Origin of the sequence: Micromonospora sp. NPDC047753, assembly GCF_040642735.1 — a bacterium.
In the GTDB taxonomy this organism is placed as follows: Bacteria; Actinomycetota; Actinomycetes; order Mycobacteriales; family Micromonosporaceae; genus Micromonospora.
The window spans coordinates 1-21,836 of record NZ_JBEYSL010000053.1 but is presented as its reverse complement, the minus strand read 5'-3'; the positions used below and the strand labels follow the sequence as shown (position 1 = coordinate 21,836).

Annotated in this window: 24 protein-coding genes; 10 read left to right on the top strand and 14 right to left on the bottom strand. The window is 71.2% G+C overall.

The window, feature by feature from the left end; genetic code table 11:
* Positions 1-1,115: ThuA domain-containing protein (locus tag ABZ749_RS07340; protein WP_357223850.1), on the bottom strand; the 1,115-nt coding region annotated here is incomplete at its 3' end.
* A gap of 315 nt (positions 1,116-1,430) precedes the next feature.
* Between ABZ749_RS07340 and ABZ749_RS07335 the strand changes: the two genes are divergently transcribed.
* Positions 1,431-1,778, top strand: a complete 348-nt coding sequence (locus tag ABZ749_RS07335) for a hypothetical protein (protein ID WP_357223847.1) — start codon at positions 1,431-1,433, stop codon at positions 1,776-1,778.
* A gap of 42 nt (positions 1,779-1,820) precedes the next feature.
* Here ABZ749_RS07335 and ABZ749_RS07330 read toward each other — a convergent pair whose 3' ends face one another.
* The 3 genes from ABZ749_RS07330 to ABZ749_RS07320 form a co-directional block, all read right to left on the bottom strand.
* Complete coding sequence (locus tag ABZ749_RS07330) at positions 1,821-2,534, bottom strand: alpha/beta hydrolase (RefSeq protein ID WP_357223844.1); 714 nt, start codon at positions 2,532-2,534, stop codon at positions 1,821-1,823.
* Between the two features lie 102 nt (positions 2,535-2,636).
* A complete protein-coding gene (locus ABZ749_RS07325; protein WP_357223841.1) occupies positions 2,637-3,455 on the bottom strand; it encodes a type II CAAX endopeptidase family protein in 819 nt (272 codons plus the stop codon).
* Between the two features lie 37 nt (positions 3,456-3,492).
* Positions 3,493-4,236 carry a methyltransferase domain-containing protein gene (locus ABZ749_RS07320; protein WP_357223839.1) on the bottom strand — a complete coding sequence of 248 codons (744 nt, stop codon included), beginning with the start codon at positions 4,234-4,236 and terminating at the stop codon, positions 3,493-3,495.
* 62 nt (positions 4,237-4,298) lie between these two features.
* Here ABZ749_RS07320 and mug point away from each other — a divergent pair, with 62 nt between their 5' ends.
* Complete coding sequence (gene mug / locus ABZ749_RS07315) at positions 4,299-4,868, top strand: G/U mismatch-specific DNA glycosylase (protein ID WP_357223835.1); 570 nt, start codon at positions 4,299-4,301, stop codon at positions 4,866-4,868.
* On the opposite strand, the gene ABZ749_RS07310 is transcribed toward mug, so the two are convergent.
* Both ABZ749_RS07310 and ABZ749_RS07305 read right to left on the bottom strand, forming a co-directional pair.
* On the bottom strand, positions 4,865-5,368 hold the full coding sequence (locus ABZ749_RS07310) for an SRPBCC family protein (protein ID WP_357223832.1): 504 nt from the start codon (positions 5,366-5,368) through the stop codon (positions 4,865-4,867). The two genes, mug and ABZ749_RS07310, sit on opposite strands and share 4 nt — an antisense overlap.
* Positions 5,365-5,727: a metalloregulator ArsR/SmtB family transcription factor gene (locus tag ABZ749_RS07305; RefSeq protein ID WP_357223829.1), complete on the bottom strand. Its 363-nt coding sequence runs from the start codon at positions 5,725-5,727 to the stop codon at positions 5,365-5,367. The genes ABZ749_RS07310 and ABZ749_RS07305 overlap by 4 nt, the downstream gene beginning before the upstream one ends.
* Before the next feature lie 112 nt (positions 5,728-5,839).
* Between ABZ749_RS07305 and ABZ749_RS07300 the strand changes: the two genes are divergently transcribed.
* Positions 5,840-6,940, top strand: a complete 1,101-nt coding sequence (locus ABZ749_RS07300) for an ionic transporter y4hA (RefSeq protein ID WP_145782033.1) — start codon at positions 5,840-5,842, stop codon at positions 6,938-6,940.
* 106 nt (positions 6,941-7,046) lie between these two features.
* On the opposite strand, the gene ABZ749_RS07295 is transcribed toward ABZ749_RS07300, so the two are convergent.
* Positions 7,047-8,303, bottom strand: coding sequence for a DUF6596 domain-containing protein (locus ABZ749_RS07295; protein ID WP_357223825.1), 1,257 nt, complete (start codon positions 8,301-8,303; stop codon positions 7,047-7,049).
* Positions 8,304-8,307: 4 nt separating this feature from the next.
* Positions 8,308-8,700, bottom strand: coding sequence for a YciI family protein (locus tag ABZ749_RS07290; RefSeq protein WP_357223856.1), 393 nt, complete (start codon positions 8,698-8,700; stop codon positions 8,308-8,310).
* A gap of 203 nt (positions 8,701-8,903) precedes the next feature.
* On the opposite strand from ABZ749_RS07290, the gene ABZ749_RS07285 reads away from it, so the two are divergent.
* The gene (locus tag ABZ749_RS07285; RefSeq protein ID WP_357223822.1) at positions 8,904-9,107 is read left to right on the top strand and encodes a hypothetical protein; all 204 of its coding nucleotides are present in this window, start codon (positions 8,904-8,906) and stop codon (positions 9,105-9,107) included.
* A 6-nt stretch (positions 9,108-9,113) separates the two neighbouring features.
* Here the strand turns inward: ABZ749_RS07285 and ABZ749_RS07280 are convergent, their stop codons facing one another.
* A complete protein-coding gene (locus ABZ749_RS07280) occupies positions 9,114-9,479 on the bottom strand; it encodes a hypothetical protein (RefSeq protein ID WP_357223819.1) in 366 nt (121 codons plus the stop codon).
* Positions 9,480-9,726: 247 nt separating this feature from the next.
* On the opposite strand from ABZ749_RS07280, the gene ABZ749_RS07275 reads away from it, so the two are divergent.
* Entirely contained in the window at positions 9,727-10,470 is a 744-nt protein-coding gene (locus tag ABZ749_RS07275) for a neutral zinc metallopeptidase (protein ID WP_355007936.1), read from the top strand.
* A gap of 121 nt (positions 10,471-10,591) precedes the next feature.
* Positions 10,592-11,242, top strand: coding sequence for an HAD family phosphatase (locus tag ABZ749_RS07270; protein ID WP_357223853.1), 651 nt, complete (start codon positions 10,592-10,594; stop codon positions 11,240-11,242).
* Between the two features lie 60 nt (positions 11,243-11,302).
* On the opposite strand, the gene ABZ749_RS07265 is transcribed toward ABZ749_RS07270, so the two are convergent.
* The 4 genes from ABZ749_RS07265 to ABZ749_RS07250 form a co-directional block, all read right to left on the bottom strand.
* Positions 11,303-13,858 (bottom strand): FtsX-like permease family protein, encoded by a 2,556-nt coding sequence (locus ABZ749_RS07265; protein WP_357223815.1) that lies wholly within the window; start codon positions 13,856-13,858, stop codon positions 11,303-11,305.
* On the bottom strand, positions 13,858-14,625 hold the full coding sequence (locus ABZ749_RS07260) for an ABC transporter ATP-binding protein (protein WP_357223813.1): 768 nt from the start codon (positions 14,623-14,625) through the stop codon (positions 13,858-13,860). Before ABZ749_RS07260 ends, ABZ749_RS07265 begins: the two co-directional genes overlap by 1 nt.
* A gap of 351 nt (positions 14,626-14,976) precedes the next feature.
* Complete coding sequence (locus tag ABZ749_RS07255; RefSeq protein ID WP_355007938.1) at positions 14,977-15,663, bottom strand: response regulator transcription factor; 687 nt, start codon at positions 15,661-15,663, stop codon at positions 14,977-14,979.
* 202 nt (positions 15,664-15,865) lie between these two features.
* Positions 15,866-16,783 (bottom strand): PD-(D/E)XK nuclease family protein, encoded by a 918-nt coding sequence (locus ABZ749_RS07250; RefSeq protein WP_357223810.1) that lies wholly within the window; start codon positions 16,781-16,783, stop codon positions 15,866-15,868.
* A 77-nt stretch (positions 16,784-16,860) separates the two neighbouring features.
* Between ABZ749_RS07250 and ABZ749_RS07245 the strand changes: the two genes are divergently transcribed.
* From ABZ749_RS07245 to ABZ749_RS07235, 3 genes are read left to right on the top strand one after another with little or no spacing between them, the layout of a single operon-like run.
* Positions 16,861-18,015: a site-2 protease family protein gene (locus tag ABZ749_RS07245; protein ID WP_357223807.1), complete on the top strand. Its 1,155-nt coding sequence runs from the start codon at positions 16,861-16,863 to the stop codon at positions 18,013-18,015.
* A gap of 44 nt (positions 18,016-18,059) precedes the next feature.
* Entirely contained in the window at positions 18,060-19,013 is a 954-nt protein-coding gene (locus ABZ749_RS07240) for a tRNA (adenine-N1)-methyltransferase (RefSeq protein ID WP_355008031.1), read from the top strand.
* A 46-nt stretch (positions 19,014-19,059) separates the two neighbouring features.
* Positions 19,060-19,632, top strand: a complete 573-nt coding sequence (locus ABZ749_RS07235) for a hypothetical protein (RefSeq protein WP_357223804.1) — start codon at positions 19,060-19,062, stop codon at positions 19,630-19,632.
* Between the two features lie 47 nt (positions 19,633-19,679).
* On the opposite strand, the gene ABZ749_RS07230 is transcribed toward ABZ749_RS07235, so the two are convergent.
* Positions 19,680-19,973 (bottom strand): ferredoxin, encoded by a 294-nt coding sequence (locus ABZ749_RS07230; RefSeq protein WP_266242041.1) that lies wholly within the window; start codon positions 19,971-19,973, stop codon positions 19,680-19,682.
* 178 nt (positions 19,974-20,151) lie between these two features.
* On the opposite strand from ABZ749_RS07230, the gene arc reads away from it, so the two are divergent.
* Positions 20,152-21,836: proteasome ATPase (gene arc / locus ABZ749_RS07225; protein WP_357223801.1), on the top strand; the 1,685-nt coding region annotated here is incomplete at its 3' end.

Genomic DNA, 21,836 nt, shown 5'->3' with positions numbered 1-21,836 from the left:
CCCGCGTTGTCGGCGGAGACGTACCGGCTGTTCACAGTGGCCCGCAGGCTCACCGTGCCGTCGGAGTTGCGGACCAGCTGGAACGTCTCCCAGGCGCCGGCGCTGCCCCGGTTGGCGATCAGCGCTGCTGCCCCGGCGTTCTCGGCCGCGACGTACTGCCCGTTGCTCTTGGCCCGCAGCGCCACGTTGCCGTTGGCGAGGTTGACCAGGTCGAACCGCTCGCTCGTGTTGACCGAGGTCTTGTTGGCGATCAGAGCGGTGGTCGAGTTGGGCGCGCTGACGTACTGGTTGTTGGCGCGGGCCCGCAGGGTGGAACCGCTGACTGTGGGCGGCGGGGTGGTCGTGCGCGGCGAGCAGTCGGCGGTCACGGAGCCCGCGGCGACCTGGAGGCCACCGAGAAGCATCCGGGTGAAGTTCGGGTCGGTGTACGACGCCTCGGTGTGCCCGAGGCCGGTGTACCAGGCCCGTCCGCCGCCGTACGCCTTGCACCAGGTGATCGGGTGGTCGCCGCTCATGTTGCCGCCGCTGTAGGACGACTCGTCGAGGTTGGCGAGGACCCGAGCGGTGGACCGGGGGTTGGTGCGGTAGTTGTACCACTCGTCGGAGCGGACCCAGGTGGCCCCGAGGTGCGCCGTCGACGGGTTGGTGTTGTCCTCGATCCGCACCGTCGCGTTCTGGATCGCCGGGTGCGAGTCGAAGTACGCGCCGACCAGTTGGCCGTACCACGGCCAGCTGTACTCGGTGTCGGCCGCGGCGTGCACGCCGACGTAGCCGCCACCAGCGGCGATGTACGACTCGAAGGCCGTCTGCTGGCTGGCGTTGAGGACGTCGCCGGTCGTCGACATGAACACCACCGCCTGGTACTGGGCCAGGTTGGAGGTGGTGAACTGGGCAGCGTCCTCGGTCGACGTCACGGTGAAGCCGTTGGCCGAGCCGAGCTGCTGGATCGCGGCGATGCCGTTGGGGATCGACGAGTGCCGGAAGCCGGCGGTCTTGCTGAACACCAGGACCTTGGTCAGTGGTGCCGCCGAGGCGGGTGTCGGCAGGGCGACCAGACTGGCCAGCATGACTGCCAGGCCGGTGACGAGTGCCAACAGGCGGGGACGGGAACGCATGGTGTTGCTCCTCTGCTGAGCGTCGACCTCAGGCCGGTGCGCATGGGCAGGCCAGGGGCCATGGTGGCGGTGGTGCGGAAGCCGGGCCGCCGATGCTCGGCTGAGGTGCTGCGGGGTGGTGGGGTGATGGAGGAGTGGTGGGGTGGAACAGTCGATGACCTCGCCGAAACACTGTGGACGGTCAAAATTCATCGATTGGTATCGCTGACGCAGTAAACCTCCGATGTATGCGCCCCGTCAACCCCACCGGTTGCGGCCCGGGTGCGCCCGCGCACGGCCCACGACACGGTGGAGGTGGGACATATGGTGGGCGGCATGAGCACCGACGAAGATCGAGAACGCCTCGCAGGGCAACTCATGGCGCTGCCGGTCCACGAGCTCGTCGACGTCCTCCGCCGTGCCCTACCGCACTTCACCGAGGAGGCGTACGGCATGCGAACGGCGCTGAACCTGGCCAGCGTCACCTACTTCGCCGACGACGTCGAGCCGGGCCTCAACGTCGAACTGGTCGCCTGGCCTGATCGCGACCACTACGACGGAGGGCTCGGGATCGACCAGGGTCTGTGGGAGAACGGCCGCTGCCTGTCGTGCGACATCGAAGTCACCTCGAACGCCAAGCGCGCGTTCTGCCCGTACTGCGGATCCGCGTGCGCCCTGACCTGACCTGCCCAGACGACCGGGCTTGGCACGGCTGGTCCCGGTCACCTATGCGGGCCCGCGGGTGCCAGTGGTCGCCATGAGGATGAGGTCGGCGATCGTCTCCGGGTGGGTGACCATGGCGAGATGCGACGACTCGACCTCGATGGTCGTGGCGTTCATCCGGTCGGCCAGAAACCTCTCCAGCTCCGGCGCGATCGTGCGGTCCTGCGTGGAGATCGAGTAGTAGCAGGGCCTGTCCCGCCAGGCGGCCGTCGTCGTGCGGCCCGTGAAGAGGTCGTCGGCGATCGGCCCCTGCACCGCGTACAGAGCGCGGGCGCGGGCCTCGTCGACACCGCCGGCGAAGTCGCTCAGGAAGGCGTTCTCGCTCAACTGTGCGTACCCGTCGTGGTGCACGAGGCCGGCGTTCGCCGGCGGCGTGGGGAACTTCGCGGCGAGCGCGGCGTAGTCCTCCCCGGCGTCCGGCGCGCGGGCCGCGACGTACACCAGAGCGGTAACCGTCGGATGATTGCCGGCCTCGCTGATGATCGTGCCGGCCCAGGAATGGCCCGCCAGCACGGTTGGCCCGTCCTGCCGGTCGAGGGCGCGGTTGGTGGCCGCGACGTCGTCGGCCAGCGAGGTCAGCGGGTTCTGCACGGCGGTGACCGTGAGCCCGGCCCGCTGCAGGATCGGGATGACGTCGGACCAGGAGGAGCCGTCGGCGTACGCGCCGTGGACCAGGACGACGTTGCGGGCCCTCTTGACCGAAGACGTGTCGCTCATCCGAAAACCTCCGCACGACGCCGTGCCGTCGCTCGCTCGTCGACAGTTCTCGTCCGCCACTCTTCCGCACGCCGGTCGGACCGGTGGCCGAATGCCCAGGCTTCAGCCGCTCTGACGCGCCGGCTCCGGTGCGAGGGCGTTCCAGTTCAGGTGGTCGCGGTAGCGGTGTCGCAAAACGATCCAGCTGACCGAGAACGGAACGGCCCCCATGGCCACCACGCCCAGGACGTTCGCGCCGACCACATCGAAGACCGCCCCGACGTCGCCGAACAGCTGAGCGACCGTCTGGAACGCGACGTGCAGGCCGATGCCGGCCCAGATGTCGCCGGTGGCGGCACGGAAGGCGCCCAGCAGCAACGCGAAGACGAAGAACAGCGCCAGCCGGTCGACGGATCTGGCCGCCCCGATGAGGAACCCGAAGACTGTGAACAGCACCGCCTGCCCGATGACCGCCTGCCAGGCGGGCAACCGGGTGGCGAGGTGGTGTTGCAGGTACCCACGGAAGACCAGCTCCTCCGGCAGCGCCTCCTTGAGCAAGACCAGCACGACCAGCAGCGCCGCCACCCGCAGCGCGTCTGCGACGGACGTCCGGACACCGATCTCGACCCAGCCGAGACCGAGGCAGAGCGCGAACCCCGCCGCGGCGGGGACGAGCCAGCAGGCCATCCCGAACAGCAGACGCCGCCAGCCGGCGCGCAGCGACGGCAGCCCGAGGCCGGCCCAGGGCCGACGGTCCAGGACACGACGGGCGACGAGCACCAGGGGTACGACGACAGCGGTGGTGAGGACCGCCCCGATCGCATGGGTCAGTCGGTCGTAGGCCGGGCCGAGCAGAGCGCCCAGGACCAGCCACACCAGCACGGCGGCGCCGGCCACGACGAGGATCCGCCACGGCAGGGCGGGGCGAGATCCGGCGCTCACCACGCGCAGCGTAGCCAGCGGCGTCAACTGTTGACGGTCAGCGGCCGAGGACGAGGTAGCCGAGGCCGAGGACACCCCGGTAACCGCCGACGTACTCGCGCAACCGGTCGTCGAGCTCCGCGCGGACCTCGGCCGCACGGGGATCCTCCGGGTACGCCAGCAGCCACTCCTGCCGCCCGGCGAGCCAGGTGGACTCGAAGTCGTCCCACTCCCGCTGATCGGCGGTGCTCAGGTGCAGCAACCGCCAGCCCCGCTGGTGGGCAGCCTCGACCAGCCCGGGCAGGGTCGGAACCTCCGGGCCGAAGACCTCGGCGATCTCCGCCGTGGGGGACCGCTCCCAGTACGCGTCGCCGAACAGCAGCCGCCCGCCGGGCCGGACCACGGCGGTGAGGGCGTCGAGGGCGGCCTCGGTGCCGCCGAAGGCGTGTGCCGAGCCGATGCAGAGGACCCGGTCGGCCGGCTCCTGCCAGGTCGCCGCTTCCCCCATCACGAAGGCGACGTGCCGGTTCAGCGACCGCCCGGCGGCCAGCCGCCGCCCTCGGTCGAGCGCGGCCTCATCGGTGTCGACGCCGACGCCGCGCGTCGGAACCGGGCCGGAGACACCACCGGCGGCGACCGCCCGCAGCAGCAGCTCACCCCAGCCGCAGCCGAGGTCGAGCACACGCGCGCCGGGCCGGACGTCGAGCCGTTCCAGCAGCAACGCGGCGTGCTCCGGCGAGAGTGGAGTGTTCCAGCGCATCCGCGCGTAACGGCTGGCGGCGAGGTGGTCGGTTGACTGCATCCGTTGAGGGTGTCAAAGCGTGCGTCGGGTCCGGCACCGGGGCGTACGGCAGGATCGGTGGGGTGGACGCGCAGAGACCGGGGCCGGCGCGGCGGCCGACCCCGCAGGAGGTGGTGGCGGCGGCCGGCCGGGGTCTGCCGGACATCATCGGCCCCGGGCTGCGTGTGCTGTTCTGCGGCTTCAACCCGGGCCTCTACTCGGCCGCCGTGGGGGAGCCGTTCGCCCGCCGGGGCAGCCGATTCTGGCCGGCTCTGCACGGGGCGGGCTTCACCGACCGCCAGCTGCACTCGTGGGAACGCGACGAGCTGCTGCAGCAGGGTCTGGGCATCACCAGCCTGAGCAACCGGGCCACCGCCCGCGCCGCCGAGCTGACCTCGGAGGAGCTGGTGGCCGGGGTGACCGGGCTGGCGGTGAAGGCCGAGCGCTACCGGCCGCGCTGGGTGGCGATCCTCGGGGTGAGCGCGTACCGCATCGCCTTCGCCCGACCGAAGGCCGGGCTGGGCCCGCGACCGGACCGGCTGGGGCCGGCCCAGGTCTGGGTGCTGCCGAACCCCAGCGGCCTGAACGCGCACTTCCCGCTGCCGGCGTTGACCGCCGAGTTCGCCAGGCTGCGGCGGGCCCTCGACCCCTAGCCAGCCGCAGCGACCAGCCCCTGGTAGTACTGCTGCATCGCCGGGTGGTAGTCGTCGAACTCGGGGCGGGGCGAACCGTCCCGGGAGGCGACCAGCATGTCGAGGTAGTACTCCCAACCGGCGCCCACCTCGGCGATCCCCTCCACGCTGCTGAGGTGCTGCACGAAACGCAGCTCGGTGGTGCCGTCGGTCTCGGTCAGTGACAGCTCCAGCAGCCAGCTGCCGTGGTCGTCGACCATCGACACGGCGAGGCGCTGCCGCGGTTCGCACGCGTCGATGCGCATCTCGCACCACGGCTGCTGCTCCTCGTACGCCATCTGGACCCGGATGGTCCGGCCGGGGCCGGCGTCGCCCTCCCACGGGCCGAACCAGCGGGCCGTACGCTCGGGCTCGGTCAGGCTGGCCCAGACGTCCGCTGCCGGAGCGCGGAAGGTTCGGGTGAGGACGAGATCGTGGCCGGTGTCGGTGTGAAACAGGCGTCCGGCGGGTGTGCGGGTCATGCCGTGTGCTCCCTTCGGTGCTCCGCCGGGCCGCGGCGGCGGCGCTCTCGGCGGGTGCGATAGACCTCGGTCTCCAGCGCGTCGAGGTGCCGCTCCCACCGGTCGGTGGCCGCGAGCGCGGCGAGCCAGTCGACCAGCGGGGCGAGCGGGCGCGGATCGAGGCGGTAGATCCTCTGTCGGCCGACCATCTCGTCGTGCACCAGACCGCTCTCACGCAGCAACCGCAGGTGGCGGCTGATCGCGGGTCGGCTGATCACGAATCGCTGGGCGATGTCACCAGCGGACAACGGCTCGTCGCGCAGCAGGGTCAGGATGTGCCGTCGTACCGGGTCCGCGATCGCGGTGGCCACCTCGTCCACCCGGAAAGCGTAACCTATGGGTTACGGGTTGGCGTGGTGAAGGCCACTGGCCGCCGCATGGCGCCGCGTCGATGGTGGGCACATGATCACTTGACCTGGCACTCTTTATGGCATGGCCGCCCTCCTTCGCTCCCGCCTGACCGACTGGACGTTCGTCGTACCTGTGCTCGCCGTCCTGATATTGATGGTCACCTGGGGGCGGAGCCTGCCTGGGCCCGTCATCGTGGTTGTCGCGGTGCTGCTGGGCGGCGCGGTGCTCGCGGCGGTGCACCACGCCGAGGTGGTCGCCCACCGGGTGGGAGAGCCGTACGGGTCCCTCGTGCTCGCCGTCGCGGTCACCGTGATCGAGGTGGCCCTGATCGTCACGCTCATGATCAGCGGGCCGGAGAAGACCCAGTCACTCGCCCGGGACACCGTCTTCGCCGCCGTCATGATCACGTGTAACGGAATACTGGGTCTGTCCCTGCTGCTCGGGGCGCTGCGCCGCCGCGTCGCGGTGTTCAACCCGGAGGGCACCGGCGGAGCCCTGGCCACCGTGATCACCCTGGCCACCCTGAGCCTGGTCATCCCCAGCTTCACCACGGCCCGCCCCGGCCCGGAGTTCAGCCCGGCTCAACTCGTCTTCGCCGCCGTCGCGTCGCTGGCCCTGTACGGGCTGTTCGTGCTCGTGCAGACCGGCCGGCACCGCGACTACTTCCTGCCGGTCGACAGCCGGGGCAAGGTCATCGAGACGGAGGAGCACGCCAAGCCGCCCACGACCCGCGCGGCGATGGTCAGCCTGGTCCTGCTGCTGGTGGCGCTTGTCGCGGTGGTCGGCGACGCCAAAACGGTCTCGCCGACCATCGAGGCCGGGGTCGCGGCGGCGAACCTGCCACACGCGTTCGTCGGCGTGATCATCGCCCTGCTGGTGCTGCTGCCGGAGACCCTGGCCGCCGCCCGCGCCGCCCGCCGAGACCGGGTCCAGACCAGCCTGAACCTCGCGCTCGGCTCCGCGATGGCCAGCATCGGCCTGACCATCCCGGCCATAGCGATCGCCTCGATCTGGCTGGACGGCCCGCTGCTGCTCGGCCTCGGCGGCACCCAGCTCACGCTGCTCGCGCTCACCGCCGTGACCGCCGTCCTCACTGTGGTGCCCGGCCGGGCCAACGTGTTGCAGGGCGGCGTACACCTGGTGCTGATGGCCGCCTTCGTCTTCCTGGCCGCCAGCCCGTGACCCGCACGGCCGGCCGGCTCAGCCCGTGACCCGCATGGCCCGCCGGCTCAGCCCGTGACCCGCATGGCCCGCCGGCTCGTTTCGTGGCCCGCACGGCCCGTGCGGGTCAGCCGGCGGGCGGCGGGTCGCCCGCGAGGCGCTCCGCGCGGGCGTTCAGGTAGCGCTGCTGCGCCAGGTTCGTCGAGCGCGCCGCCGCCATCCGGTACGCCTCCCGCGCGGCGACCCGCTCACCCTCCAGCTCCCACAGGTGGGCGCGAGCGGCCGGCAGTCGAGGGTCGTCGGCGAGGCGCGGGTCGTCGGCCAGGTCGGCGATCAGCGCCAACCCGGCCGGCGCGCCCCGGCTCATGGCCACCGCCACCGCGTGGTTGAGCGCCACCACCGGGTTGTCGGACATCCCGAGAAGCACCTCGTACAGCGCGGTGATCTGTGCCCAGTCGGTGGCCGCCGCGCTGGGCGCCTCGTCGTGCACGGCCGCGATGGCCGCCTGGAGCTGGTACGCCCCGACCACCCCGCGCGGCAACGCCCCGGTGATCAGCTCGACGCCTTCGGCGATCTGGTCGGCCCGCCACCGGGAGCGGTCCTGCTCGGCCATCGGCACCAGCTCACCGTGCGGGCCGATCCGCGCCGGCGCGCGGGCATCGGTGAGCAGCATCAACGCGAGCAGCCCGGTGACCTCGGGGTCCTCGGGCACCAGCCGGCGCACCAGTCGGGTCAGCCGGATCGCCTCGGCGGTCAGGTCGGCGCGCAGCAGACCGGGCCCGGCGGTGCGGGCGTACCCCTCCGTGAAGATCAGGTAGAGCACGTGCAGCACGGCGGCGAGCCGGTCGGCACGCTCCGGGCCGGTGGGCGGCGCGAACCGCAGCCCACTGTCACGGATCCGCTGCTTACCCCGACTGATCCGCCGGGTCATCGTCGCCTCCGGAACCAGGAACGCGCGCGCCACCTCGGCGGTGCTGAGCCCGCCCACCGCCCGCAGGGTGAGCGCGATCTGCGACGCCGCCGACAGCGCCGGGTGGCAGCACAGGAACAACAGGATGAGCGTGTCGTCGGCGTCCGCCTGCGGACGGTCGGCGGCGGGGGCGCGCCACTGCTCCGGCAGCACCCACCGGGCCACCGTGTCCTCCCGTCGCATCCGGGCCTGTTCGCGCCGCAGCAGGTCGGTCAGCCGACGGGACGCCACGGTGATCAGCCAGCCACGCGGATTCTCCGGTACGCCGTCGCGCGGCCAACCGTGCGCGGCGGCGATCAGCGCCTCCTGCACCGCGTCCTCGGCCGTGTCGAAGTGCCCGTAGCGGCGGACCAGCGCGCCGAGGACCTGCGGCGCCAGTTCGCGCAGCAGGCCCTCGGCGGGAGTCTCCGGCACCGGGTCAGCCGGCCAGGTCCTCGACACCGTCGAGCACCGGGCGCACGTCCACGTACCCACCGGGGGCGTCCGGGTCGACCAGGCCGGCGGCGATCTCGGTGGCCCGGTCGAAGCTGGCGCACTCCACGATGGTGTAACCGGCGAGGACCTCCTGCGTCTCCGGGTACGGGCCGTCGGTGACCACTGGCGCCCCGTCGCGCACCTGCACCCGGCGGGCGTGCACCGGCTCGCTCAGGCCTCGGGCGTCGACCAACTCCCCGGACTCGGCGAGCGCCTGGTGGAAGGTCTCCATGTGCTGGTGCATCGCCGCGATCTGCTCGGCCGACATCGCCGGCCGGTCCGAAGCCCGCCCCGACAGCACGTCGTAGTCCTGCTGCGACCCGTAGAGCAAAATCATGTACTTCACAATGTCTCCCCCTCCTCCGCGAGGCACCACTGCGGCACCCACCGAAACGTCGAACCCAACCCCCGCCCTCCGGACACACCACCCCAACCCGAATCGGTGATCATGAAGTTAGCGTCACGACACGCCGAGCAGGATGACGCTAACTTCATGATCACCGGGGCGAGCGGGTGGCCGGTGGGGCTTAGGTTGGCGGCATGACTGTGGTGTGGGTGGTGGTGGGGGGTTTCGTCGTCGCGGCGGGGGTGGCGTACGGCGTTGTGGCTCGGCGAGGGCGAGCGGACGTCGGGGACGATCCGGCGGCTGGGCGGGAGGCTCGGAGTCGCCAGCACAGGTACGAGGCCGAGCGGCACGGTGACCAGGGTGACACCTGGCATCGCGGTCGGGAATCGAGCGGTTGAGCGACGCTACTGGCCGTACGAGCGGCGGAGCCGGTCGTTGATCAGGTAGTTGAGGCGGTGGCGTAGGTGCCCGAGGGTGCTCTCGCTTGGTAGGTCGCCGTCGGTGGTGAGCGTCCAGCGCAGCGCGCAGTCCCCGCCGGGCTGCCCGGCCGTCAGGTCGAAGCGGATCCGGTCCAACGGTCGGTGCGGCCACAGCGACGACCACACGAGCAGCACGGGCGCGTAGCCGGCCACCACCCGGGGCGGCACCTCGTCGTCGCGCAACTCCAGCCAGGGCCGGCTGCCGGCCTCGTACGGGTCGCGCAGCGACCTCCACAGGACGTGCGCCGGCGCCGGTTGACGTCGGCTGCGACTGCCCAACTCGTGCACCACGACCGGCCCCTCCCTCCCCGGACGGAGACAACCCACAGCTGGCATTCTGCCGGCCCGGCACCGCCCCCTGAGGAGGACCCCGCGGCCCCTGCGCCGAGCAAACCCGCCGCCCCCGGCGCCGCCATAACAGCACCGAGCTGATCGGCGTGAACCGTCCGTCCCCACCCTGCGTAGAACCGGTGATGGGCGTGGCGGTCGTATCGTCGGGGTACATCGCAGCGCGAGCACCGATGTCTGGGGAGGCACAGTGGGGGCACGGTTCGGACGCGACGCGCGGGGCCCGGTGGCGGGTCTGCTGATCGCCGCACTGGTCTCCCTCGCCTGCGCAGGCGGTGGGCTGGCCGAGCCGGAGGCCGAGCGCCCCGGGGCGAACCCGCCGGCAGCGTCACCGGGACCGGGCACCACCCGGGCCGACAGCACCACCAGCGTCGCCGAGTTCGAGCAGGACGTCGCCGACGCGCAGGCGATCGCCGAGCGGTACTGGGCGGCCCAGTTCAAGGAGTCCGGGCAGCGGTTCCGACCGATCCGGCGGATCATCCCGTACCAGCGTGACGGCGAGGTGTCCTGCGGCGGACAGGCGTTGCCCCGCAACAACGCCGTCTACTGCTCGCAGGGCGACTTCATCGCGTACGACGTCGCCTGGTCGGTGGCGGCGTTCCGCGAGGTCGGCGACGCGTTCGTGTTCTACCTGCTCGGGCACGAGTACGCGCACGCCATCCAGGTGCGGCTGGGCATCAACTACAGCTTCACCATCCAGCAGGAGTTGCAGGCCGACTGCATGGCCGGGGCGTACCTCGGCGACTCGGTGCGCTCGGGGACCCTGACCCTCGCCGAGGGCGACCTGGACGAGTTCCGGGAGGGGGTGGCGGCGGTCGGCGACGACCCGGACCAGCCGTGGTTCGCGGAAGGGGCGCACGGCACCGCCGAGCAGCGCACCGACAGGTTCTTCCGGGGTTACGAGGGTTCCCTGAAGGAGTGCGACCTGGGCTGAACAGGGTTGCCCGGATCACCCTGACGCCCGTTGCCGCCACCGGCCCCCGCGGCTGCTGGCAGGATCGCCGGTGTCGGTCACGACCCTGGAGGTTCCGCTGAGCAGCCATCACCCCGCCGCTGTGCTCTTCGATATGGACGGCACGTTGGTCGACAGCGAGAAGCTGTGGGACGTCGCGTTGCAGGAACTCGCGAAGGAGTACGGCGGGGAACTCTCCGTCGACGCCCGCCAGTCGATCATCGGCACCGCCATGGCCGAGTCGATGCGCATCCTGCACGACGACCTGGGGCAGCCCGAACGGGATCCGGAGATCAGCGCGGCGTGGATCAACGCCCGGATCCTGGAGCTGTTCCGCACCGGTCTGCGCTGGCAGCCGGGCGCGTTCGACCTGTTGGGAGCGGTCCGCGCGGCGGGCATCCCCACCGCGCTGGTCACCTCCAGCCCCCGGGCGCTCGTCGAGATCGCCCTGGACACTCTCGGTCGGGACAACTTCGACACGGTGGTCGCCGGCGACGAGGTGGTGGCGGCCAAGCCGCACCCCGAGCCGTACCTGACCGCCGCCCGGCTGCTGGGTGTGCCGATCGAGCGGTGCGTGGCGATCGAGGACTCACCGACGGGGGTGGCCAGCGCGGTCGCCTCGGGCGCGGCGGTCCTGGCCGTACCGGCGGAGGTGGCGTTGCCGAGCACTGTCGGCGTACACCAGGTGGAGAGCCTGACCGGCGTGGACCTGGCGCTGCTCGCGGCGCTGCTGACCGATCGGGCCGCTGCCTGAAGCAAAGAGGGAGGCCCTGCTGACGCGAGCGCGTCAGCAGGGCCTCCCTTATTTGTCCGATCAGTCGTGGGCGATGGCGCCCAGGACGTTGATCCGGGCCGCCCGGACGGCCGGGAGCACCGCGGCCACCACGCCGATGATGGCGGCCAGACCGAGGAAGACACCCATCTGCCCCCAGGGCAGGATCAGGTCGGTGATGCCCTCGTCCTTGAGGGCCTCGACCACAGCGGCGCCGAGGCCGGTGCCCACCACCACGCCGAGCAGCGCGCCGAACACCGAGATCACCACCGCCTCCACGGTGATCATGCCCATGGTCTGGGACCGGCGGAGGCCGATCGCCCGCAGCAGACCCAGCTCGCGGGTCCGCTCCAGCACCGACAGGGCCAGGGTGTTGATGATGCCCAGCACGGCGATCACGATGGCCAGCGCGAGCAGGATCTGGATCATCGTGAGCAGCCCGTCGAGCGAGCTGGTCTGCTGCTTGATGAACGCGTCCCGGTCGGCCACCGACACCTCGGGGCTGTCCGCGAGCAACGCCTCCACCTGCGGCTGGACGTCGGACACCCGGGTGCCCGGGTCCAGTTGGATGAAGCCCTGGATGGGCTGCGGGATGGCGAAGTCCTTCGCCGCGGTCGCCGGCAGCGTCACCGGGTTGGTCAGCTGCGACGACTCGTAGATGCCGCTGATCGTGTAGGTGCGTGCCTCGCCCCGGGTCAGTTGCACGTTGACCGTCGAGCCCACCGACCAGCCACGGGACGTGGCCGTGTCCGAGCTGGCGAGCATCTGGGTCGGCCCGAGCCGGTCGATGTCACCGGCGGTCGGCTTCGCGCCGAAGATCTGCCGCAGCGACGCGATGTCGCTGCTCGCCGCGACCCAGGTGCTCTCGCCGTCGATCCGCCCCATGTCGCCGTACTCGCCGTCGACCAACCGCACACCGGGCAGGGCCTTGGCCTGGTCCAGCACACCCGGGTCGAAGGTCGGCGGACGCGGGCCGCCCTGCTGACCGGCGATCACCAGCTCGGCCTTGATGGTGTCCTGGGCGAGCGCGCTGATGCTGCCCTTGGCCGAGTCGAGGATCACCGTGACGCCGGTGACCAGCGCGATGCCGACCATCAGCGCGGCGGCGGTGATCGCCGTACGACGTGGGTTGCGCCCGGAGTTGAGCCGGCCCAGCTTGCCCGGCACCGACCAGGAGAAGATCACACCCAGCAGGCTCACCACCGGCCGGCTGATCAACGGGGTCAGCAGGGCCACCCCGATGAAGGCGAACAGCACGCCACCGAGGATGGTCGACAGCGTCTGACCGCCGGCGTTGCCGCTGAGCCCGAGGAACAGCAGCACCGCGCCGACGCCGGTGACCAGCGACCCGGCCACCGTGACCTTGGTCAACGGCCGGTCCGGAGTGGCCACGTCCTGCATCGCCGCGATCGGCGGGATCCGGGACGCCCGCAGCGCCGGCAGCAACGCCGCCACCACGGTGATCACCAGACCGACGGCGAACGAACCGATCACCGCGGCCGCCGGCACGCCGATCCCGGCCAGGGTGAGCCCACCGGCGAGCTTGCCGAACAGGAACGCCAGCAGCGCGCCCACCCCGATGCCGGCGGCGAGGCCGAGCACCGACGCGATCAACCCCACCGCGACGGCCTCCAGCACCACCGAACCGATGATCTGCCGGCCGCTGGCCCCGATGGCGCGCATGAGCGCCAACTCCCGGGTCCGCTGCGCCACGATGATCGAGAAAGTGTTGAGGATCAGGAAGGTGCCCACCAGCAGCGCCACCGCGGCGAAGCCGAGCAGGATCTTGTTGAAGAAGGACAGCCCCTCCTTCAGACTGGCCGAGGCGTCCGCTGCCACCTGCTCGCCGGTCTTCACCTCGAAGTCCGCGCCCAGGGTGCGGGCCACGTCGTCGCGAAGCTTCTCGTCAGAGACCCCAGCGGCGGCCTGCACGGTGATGCTGCTGAACACCTCCGGCTCGCCCAGCATCAGCCGCTGCGCCACCGGCGTGGTAAAGAAGACCTCGTTGACGCCGCCGATCGAGTCCCGGTCACCGCTGTAACCGAAGACGCCGACCAGGGTGAAATCCCGCTTCTTCGACTCGAACGCGGTCAGCACACCGACCCTCTGGCCGACCTGCACCTTCGCTGCCGTGGCCAACGCCTTGTTGATGACGATCTCGTCCTCGGCCTGCGGCGCACGCCCCTCACGCAGCTTCAGCAGATCGCTCTCGCCGGTCCAGTTCTCGCCCAACTGCGGCGGGCCGAACGAGGTGACGACCTTGCCGTTGCTGCCGATCACCCGGGCGCCGTCGGCGTTGACCACACCGGTCGCGGACGCCGCCCCCGGCACCTGCTTCACCCGGTCCACCAGGGCGGCCGGCAGCGGGGCGGCGGTCTGCTCGCCCTCCAGCTCGTTGACCTGCACCTTCGGCTTCGCCGCGACGTTCACGTCGATCTCGGAGAAACCGTCGGCGAAGACCGAGTCGAAGGAGCGACCCAGCGTGTCGGTGAGCACGAACGCGCCGGAGACGAACATCACCCCGAGCACCACCGCCAGGCCGGACAGGATCAGCCGGACCTTACGGGCCAGCAGACTCTTCAGCGTCGCGCGGAACATCAGTTGCCCACCTCGGCCGGAGTGTCCAGCTTCTTCATGGTGTCCAGCACCGTCTCGGCGGTCGGCTCGATCAGCTCCGAGACGATCTCACCGTCGGCGAGGAAGACCACCCGGTCGGCGTACGCGGCGGCCGTCGGGTCGTGGGTGACCATCACGATGGTCTGGCCGTGCTCCCGGACCGAGTTCCGCAGGAAGTTGAGCACCTCCGCGCCGGAGCGCGAGTCCAGGTTGCCGGTCGGCTCGTCCGCGAAGATCACCTCGGGGCGGGAGACCAGCGCCCGCGCGCACGCCACCCGCTGCTGCTGTCCACCGGAGAGCTGCGCCGGGCGGTGGTCCAGCCGGTCCTTCAGCCCCACCGTCTCAATCACCGTGTCGTACCAGGCCGGGTCCGGCTTGCGTCCGGCGATCGACAGCGGCAGCAGGATGTTCTCCTTGGCGGTCAGCGTCGGCAGCAGGTTGAACTGCTGGAAGATGAAGCCCACCTTGTCGCGCCGCAGCTTCGTCAGCCCCGCGTCGCCCAGCCCGGTGACGGTCGTCTCACCGATCGACACCGTCCCCCGGGTCACCGAGTCCAGACCGGCCAGGCAGTGCATCAGCGTCGACTTACCGGAACCCGACGGGCCCATGATCGCGGTGAAGCGGCTACGTTCGAACTCCGCGCTGACCCCCCGTAGCGCGATGACCTGAGCCTCGCCGCTGCCGTACACCTTCCACACGTCGTTCGCCCGGGCCGCGGCCTGCGCCTGCTGGCCTACCGTCGCGGTCACGTCATCTACCTCTTCCGTCTGTCCGAAAATGCACGCCGCCCCCCGATGGTCCGGCGCGACTGTTCAATCATCGGTGCCGAATACGCCCGCCCCGTCCGACCCTGGGGGGACCCGGAGCGGATTTCCCGCTGCGGGTGCACCCCCATATCGCATCAGGGTTGCCCCTGAGTCGACGGCCGGTCGACCGTTTTTCCACACAGCGGCGGCAGCACCGACACTTGCACCTGACGCCACAGGAGGGTCAACCGAACCGAGCCGTCTCCGGTCACGGTAGGTGACGACCGCAACGCTGGCCGTCCCCCCACGGAGGGATCTTCGAGTACGCCGGGTGAGGTACCTCAGCCGGCGCAACTACGCCCGGGGGCGGACCAGCCCCGACTCGTACGCCAGCACCACAGCCTGCACCCGGTCGCGCAGCCGCAGCTTGGTCAGCACATGCCCGACGTGCGTCTTGATGGTGGTCTCGCTCACCGACAGGACCGTCGCGATCTCGGCGTTGGACAACCCTCGGGCGACCTGCACGAGCACCTCGCGCTCCCGGTCGGTGAGCGCGTTGAGCGCCGCCGCCGGCGTCGCCGCCGGGTCGGGCAGCAGTTCGGCGAAGCGGTCCAGCAGGCGCCGCAGGATCCGAGGTGACACCACCGCGTCCCCGCCGGCGACAGTGCGGATCGCCGCGATCAGATCCTCGGCCGGCACGTCCTTGGCCAGGAACCCGCTGGCACCGGCCCGCAACGCGCCCACCACGTACTCGTCCAGGTCGAAGGTGGTGAGGACCAGCACGCGTACCGGCAGCCGGGCGTCGACGATCGCCCGGGTCGCCGCCACCCCGTCCATCCGGGGCATCCGGATGTCCATCAGTACGACGTCGGGCAGCAGCCGGCGGGACAACTCCACCGCCTCCACGCCGTCACCGGCCTCCGCCACCACGTCCAGGTCGCTCTCGGCGCCCAGCACCATCCGGAACCCGGTCCGCAGCAGCGGCTGGTCGTCGGCGAGCAGGATCCGCACCGGCCGCGCCGAGGGCGCCTGATCGCTCATCTGGTCTCCCGTCCCGCCGACGTCGTGGCGCGCACCGGTCATCCTCGCGCACCGGAGCCGGTGCGTCGCGGATCACCGTAGAGGCCAGCCGGTCGTCCTGTCCCGACCGCGGCGGCACCGCTGCTGTCGGGTCGTGGGCGTGCGGCAGGCGATCCCGCGGCCTGAATCGTCGGGCCGGGCGCACGCGTCGCTCAGGAGGCCGTCACTCGTCGGCACCCGGCGCGACCGGAGTGGCCGCTCGGGAGTCGCGCAGCGGGTCGGCGCCCGCCGCCGCGACCGGGAACGGCGGCGGAGTGCCGCCGAAGCTCGGGCAGAGCGCCTGGTGGCTGCACCAGTCGCAGAGCCGGCTCGGCCGGGGCCGGAAATCCTGCCGGGCGGTGGCCTGCTCGATCGCCCGCCACAGCGCCACCACGGTGCGCTCGAAGCGGACCAGCTCGTCGGCGTCCGGGGTGTAATCCAACACCTCGGCGTCGCGCAGGTAGAGCAGGCGCAGCACCCGGGGCACCACCCCCCGGGTGCGCCACAGCACCAGGGCGTAGAACTTCAGCTGGAACAGCGCCCGCGCCTCGAACGCCTCCCGCGGCGCACCCCCGGTCTTGTAGTCGACCACCCGCAACGCGCCGTCCGGAGCGACGTCGAGCCGGTCGAGGTAACCCCGGATCAGCAGCTCCTCGTCGACGACCGCGGAGATCAGACTCTCGCGCTCGGCCGGCTCCAGCCGGGTCGGGTCCTCCACCGCGAAGTAACCCTGCAACAGCCCGGCGGCGGAGCGGAGGAACTCCACCGGGCCGGCCGGCTCCGCGCCGTCGAAGATCCCGGCCAGCTCGGGCTGCTCGGTGACCAGCCGGTCCCACTGGGGAGCCACCAGGTCGCCGGCCGCCTCCGGTGTGCGGCCGGTGGCCGGCAGGTCGAACAGGCGCTCCAGCACCGCGTGCACCAAGGTGCCCCGGGCCTGCTCGATGGTGGTGCGCTCGGGCAGCCGGTCGATGCTGCGGAACCGGTAGAGCAGCGGGCAGGTCTTGAAATCCGCCGCCCGCGACGGGGACAGCGAGGCCCGCACCGTCGGCGGCGCCTGCGCCGCGGGGGAGGGTTGGGGGGTGGTGACCGATTCCGCCGTCATGTCGGCAAAGGTTAGGGCACCGGTGTGACACCGACCGCCGCCCGCCCCGCCCAGCGACGGTCCGTAGCATCGTGGCGATGGAGCAGACAACCAGGCCGCCGCGCCGACCGGACCGACGTCTCGGCCTGAACGTCGGCAAGGTGTTCGGGGTGCCGCTGTACCTCAACGGCTCCATGGTCCTGCTCGCGGTGCTCATCGCTGTGCTCTACGGCGAGTTCGCCCGCCGACAACTGGACCTGCCGCAGCTCAGCGGCTACCTGATCGGCTTCGGGTTCGTCGTGTCGCTGCTCGGCTCGGTGCTGCTGCACGAGCTGGGCCACGCCCTCACCGCCCGGCGGTACGGCATCGGTGTGCGCGGGATCACCCTGGAGCTGCTCGGCGGTTACACCGAGATGGACCGCGACGCCCCGTCGCCCCGCGTCGACCTGCTGGTCTCGTTGGCCGGCCCGGCGGTCTCCGCTGTGCTCGGCGTCCTGGCGGTCGCCGCCACGCTCGCCCTGCCCGAGGGAACGGTGGCGCACCAGCTCGCCTTCCAGCTCGCGGTCAGCAACGTCATCGTGGCCCTGTTCAACAGCCTGCCCGGGCTTCCGCTCGACGGCGGCCGGGCGCTGCGCGCCGCGGTGTGGGGGCTGACCCGCGACCGGCACCTCGGCACCGAGGTCGCCGGGTGGGCCGGCCGGATCGTCGCCGTCGGCACTGCGGCCCTGGTGGTGCTGCTCACCGTCGAGCGGCGGCTGGCGCCGCTGGCGCTGCCGCTGATGCTCCTGGTCGCCGTCACCCTCTGGCGTGGCGCCGGGCAGTCGATCCGGGCCGCCCGGGTCAGCCGCCGGTTCCCGCTGATCGACCTCGCCCGACTGGCCCGTCCGGTCTGGCCGGTGTCCACCGGTACGCCACTGGCCGAGGCCCAGCGCCGCCGCGCCGAGAGCGGGCCGTCCGACGCCGCGCTGGTGGTCACCGACTCCACCGGTCGACCGGTGGCGCTGGTCGACCCGGCCGCCGCCGACGCGGTGCCGGTCGAGCGCCGACCGTGGTTGGCGGTCGACGCCGTTGCCCGGTCGCTGGGCACTCTTCCCACGTTGTCGCTCGGATGGGACGGCGAGCGGGTGATGGAGGCCGTACAGACCTACCCGGGCGCACAGTACGTGGTGACGTCAGGCGAAGATGTCGTCGGCATTCTGCACATCGCGGACCTGGCACAGCTCCTTGAACCCAACCGGAAGATGACACCGTGACCGCAACTCCCTCCACCGTCGCCGCCGACCCCGCCAGCCCGGCGCTGACACCCGTGCACCGTGGGCCGTTCCGGCCCGGCGACCGGGTCCAGCTGACCGACCCCAAGGGGCGGATGCACACCGTGACGCTGGAGCCCGGCAAGGAGTTCCACACCCACCGCGGCATCCTGGCCCACGACGCGCTGATCGGGCTCCCCGACGGCAGCGTGGTGACCACCTCCGGTGGGGGCACCGCCTTCCTGGCCCTGCGGCCGCTGCTGTCGGACTACGTGCTGTCCATGCCGCGCGGCGCCCAGGTGATCTACCCGAAGGACTCGGCGCAGATCGTGGCGATGGGCGACATCTTCCCCGGCGCGAAGGTCCTCGAGGCCGGCGCCGGCTCCGGCGCGCTGAGCTGCTCACTGCTGCGAGCCGTCGGCACGGAGGGCGAGCTGCACTCGTTCGAACTGCGCGACGACTTCGCCCAGATCGCCAAGCGCAACGTCGAGGCGTTCTTCAACGGGCCGCACCCCTCGTGGAACCTGCACGTCGGCGACGTCGCGCAGTGCCGGGAGACCGGCTTCGACCGGATCATCCTGGACATGTTGACCCCCTGGGAGACCCTCGACATGGTCGAGCGGGCGCTGGTGCCCGGTGGGGTGTTCATCGGCTACGTCGCCACCACACCGCAGCTGTCCGAGCTGGTGGAGGCGCTGCGCGAGCGCGGCGGCTGGACCGAGCCCCGGGCCTGGGAGTCCCTGGTGCGAGACTGGCACGCGGAGGGCCTCGCCGTCCGTCCGGACCACCGGATGATCGCGCACACCGCCTTCCTGGTGTCCGCTCGCAAGCTGGCCCCGGGGGTCACCGCGCCGCCGCGCCGCCGCAAGCCCAGCAAGGGCACCGAGGCGTACGCGCAGCGCCGTCAGGACCTGCGTGAGGCGGAGGCGGCCCGACAGGCCGCCGCCGCGCAGGCGGCGGGCGCGCAACCCAACGGTGCGGGGGAGATGGACAGGCCGTGACCATCGAGCTGGGTGTCGGCAGCGCCGAGCAGGGGGAGACGCTGGCATGAGCCGACCGGGCTACGGCGGTGGAGACCTCCCCGCGGTCTTTCCCGACTGGTCGCCCTACCAGGACCTGGAGTCGGCGGCGCGGGCCTACCTGCGCGACCCGGACGTCGCCCTGGAGGCGCTCGGCGGCGTGCTGCGCGGCGCGTCGGTGCTCGGCTTCACCCTGGAACGCTTCGTCAACGAGGTCAACGGGGTGTGGCAGGAGGTCGTGGTCTGCGACGGCAGCCGGCTCATCCTCTGGCACGGCGAGGACGTACCGCCGGAGGAGGGCCCTCCGGGCTCGATGACCTCGTCGCTGCGGGTGGTGCCGGTCTCCACCGTCACCGAGGTGGGCTGCCGGCGGCGACTCAACCGTGCCGAGAGCGGCGAGATCCGGGTCGACAGCATCGACGTCTACCTGCTGCTCACCTCGTTGGACGAGGCGCCGCCGAGTGAGGAGATTCCCGGTACGCCCCGGCACGACGCGTTGCGCTTCGGCAAGACCCTCGACGACGGCGGCGCCGGGCAGATCGCCCGGTTGGAGGAGTTCGCGCGGTTGGTCGCCTCGGTGGTCGGCCGTCCGATGCTCTGAGGCGTACCCCGTTCTTACCGGCCGGGCCGCGCGGCCCGGCCGGTGGGTCAGTCGTCCTCGGCGTCCGGGCCGGCGACCTCGACACCGTCGCCGCGCACCACGTGGATGCAGTCGCCCGGGCACTCCTTCGCGGAGTCGATCACCTCGAGTCGCAGGTGCGCGGGGACGTCGACCCGGCTGCCCGGTGCCATCCGCAGCTCACCGTCGACGCCCTTGACGTAGGCCAGGCCGTCGATGTCGAACTCGAACACCTCCGGCGCGTACTGCACGCAGAGCCCGTCGCCCGTGCAGAGGTCCTGGTCGACCCAGACCTGCAATTCGTCGGTCGCGACCTCGGCCACCTGTGCACCCCCCATGTTCTCCCGTGCCACGCCCCGACGGTACCCGAACGCCGGTAACGGCCCGTCAGGCCACCCTTGGCGATCAAGGTTCGGTGACGAGGGTGTTGCGTGGGACCGAATCGGCCTCATAGCGGCTAGTGTTAGGGCAGAACGTTCAAGCCCCCCGGGGAGGTGGGACGTGGCAGCACGTAGCGACGACGCGGACTCGCGCGCCGCACGGTGGGAGAAGGAAGCCCACGATCTCTCCACGCAGGTCGCGTTCCTGCAAGAGGAACTCGCCCTGGTGCGGCGCAAGTTGACCGAAAGCCCCCGACACGTCCGGCAGCTCGAAGAGCGGCTGGCGGCCACCCAGGCACAGTTGGCGCGGCTGACCGAGAACAACGACCGGCTGGTGAGCACCCTCAAGGAAGCTCGCACGCAGATCGTGACGCTCAAGGAGGAGATCGACCGGCTCGCGCAACCGCCGAGCGGTTACGGAGTCTTCCTGGCCAAGCACGAGGACGGCACGGTGGACGTCTTCACCGGTGGCCGCAAACTACGGGTCGCGGTCTCGCCCTCGCTCGATGTGGGTGACCTGCGGCGCGGCCAGGAGGTCCTGCTCAACGACGCGCTCAACATCGTCGACGCGTTCGGTTACGAGCGGGTTGGCGAAGTGGTGATGCTCAAGGAGATCCTGGAGGGGCCGAACGGCGGGCCGGGCGACCGGGCGCTGGTGGTCTCCCACTCCGACGAGGAGCGCATCGTGCACCTCGCCGAGACGCTCATCGGCTCGGCGATCCGGGCCGGCGACTCGCTCATGATCGAGCCCCGTTCGGCGTACGCGTACGAGCGGATCCCGAAGAGCGAGGTCGAGGAGCTGGTCCTGGAGGAGGTGCCCGACGTCGACTACGGCGACATCGGTGGCCTCCAGTCGCAGATCGAGCAGATCCGCGACGCGGTGGAGTTGCCGTTCCTGCACGCGGACCTGTTCCGTGAGCACCAGCTCCGCCCGCCCAAGGGCATCCTGCTCTACGGCCCACCCGGCTGTGGCAAGACGCTCATCGCCAAGGCGGTGGCCAACTCGCTGGCCAAGAAGATCGCCGAGCGGCAGGGCAAGGAGAAGCACACCAGCTTCTTCCTCAACATCAAGGGCCCGGAGCTGCTCAACAAGTACGTCGGTGAGACCGAGCGGCACATCCGGCTGATCTTCCAGCGCGCCCGGGAGAAGGCCGGCGAGGGCACGCCGGTGATCGTGTTCTTCGACGAGATGGACTCGATCTTCCGAACCCGTGGCTCCGGTGTCTCCTCCGACGTGGAGAACACCATCGTTCCGCAGCTGCTCAGCGAGATCGACGGCGTGGAGGGGCTGGAGAACGTCATCGTCATCGGCGCCTCCAACCGGGAAGACATGATCGACCCGGCGATCCTGCGCCCCGGTCGCCTCGACGTGAAGATCAAGATCGAGCGACCGGACGCCGAGGCGGCCAAGGACATCTTCTCCAAGTACATCCTCTCCGGGCTGCCCCTGCACCCGGACGACCTGGCCGAACACGGCACCGACCCCCAGGCCACCGTCGCGGCGATGATCGACGCCGTGGTGCTGCGGATGTACTCAGAAACCGAGGAGAACCGATTCCTCGAGGTCACCTACGCCAACGGTGACAAGGAAGTTCTCTACTTCAAGGACTTCAACTCCGGCGCGATGATCCAGAACATCGTCGACCGGAGCAAGAAGATGGCCATCAAGGAGTTCCTCACCTCGGGTCGCAAGGGGCTGCGCCTTCAGCACCTGCTCGACGCCTGCGTCGACGAGTTCCGCGAGAACGAAGACCTCCCCAACACCACCAACCCCGACGACTGGGCGCGCATCTCCGGCAAGAAGGG

Bases quoted from the DNA above. Each gene is read 5' to 3' on its own strand.
- ABZ749_RS07255 (WP_355007938.1), bottom strand. From the start codon at position 15,663: ATGAGCGATCAGGCGCCCTCGGCGCGGCCGGTGCGGATCCTGCTCGCC.
- ABZ749_RS07245 (WP_357223807.1), top strand. From the start codon at position 16,861: ATGGAGCAGACAACCAGGCCGCCGCGCCGACCGGACCGACGTCTCGGC.
- ABZ749_RS07265 (WP_357223815.1), bottom strand. From the start codon at position 13,858: ATGTTCCGCGCGACGCTGAAGAGTCTGCTGGCCCGTAAGGTCCGGCTG.
- ABZ749_RS07320 (WP_357223839.1), bottom strand. From the start codon at position 4,236: ATGCAGTCAACCGACCACCTCGCCGCCAGCCGTTACGCGCGGATGCGC.
- ABZ749_RS07250 (WP_357223810.1), bottom strand. From the start codon at position 16,783: ATGACGGCGGAATCGGTCACCACCCCCCAACCCTCCCCCGCGGCGCAG.
- ABZ749_RS07335 (WP_357223847.1), top strand. From the start codon at position 1,431: ATGAGCACCGACGAAGATCGAGAACGCCTCGCAGGGCAACTCATGGCG.
- ABZ749_RS07235 (WP_357223804.1), top strand. From the start codon at position 19,060: ATGAGCCGACCGGGCTACGGCGGTGGAGACCTCCCCGCGGTCTTTCCC.
- ABZ749_RS07290 (WP_357223856.1), bottom strand. From the start codon at position 8,700: ATGATTTTGCTCTACGGGTCGCAGCAGGACTACGACGTGCTGTCGGGG.
- ABZ749_RS07330 (WP_357223844.1), bottom strand. From the start codon at position 2,534: ATGAGCGACACGTCTTCGGTCAAGAGGGCCCGCAACGTCGTCCTGGTC.
- ABZ749_RS07285 (WP_357223822.1), top strand. From the start codon at position 8,904: ATGACTGTGGTGTGGGTGGTGGTGGGGGGTTTCGTCGTCGCGGCGGGG.
- ABZ749_RS07310 (WP_357223832.1), bottom strand. From the start codon at position 5,368: ATGACCCGCACACCCGCCGGACGCCTGTTTCACACCGACACCGGCCAC.
- ABZ749_RS07300 (WP_145782033.1), top strand. From the start codon at position 5,840: ATGGCCGCCCTCCTTCGCTCCCGCCTGACCGACTGGACGTTCGTCGTA.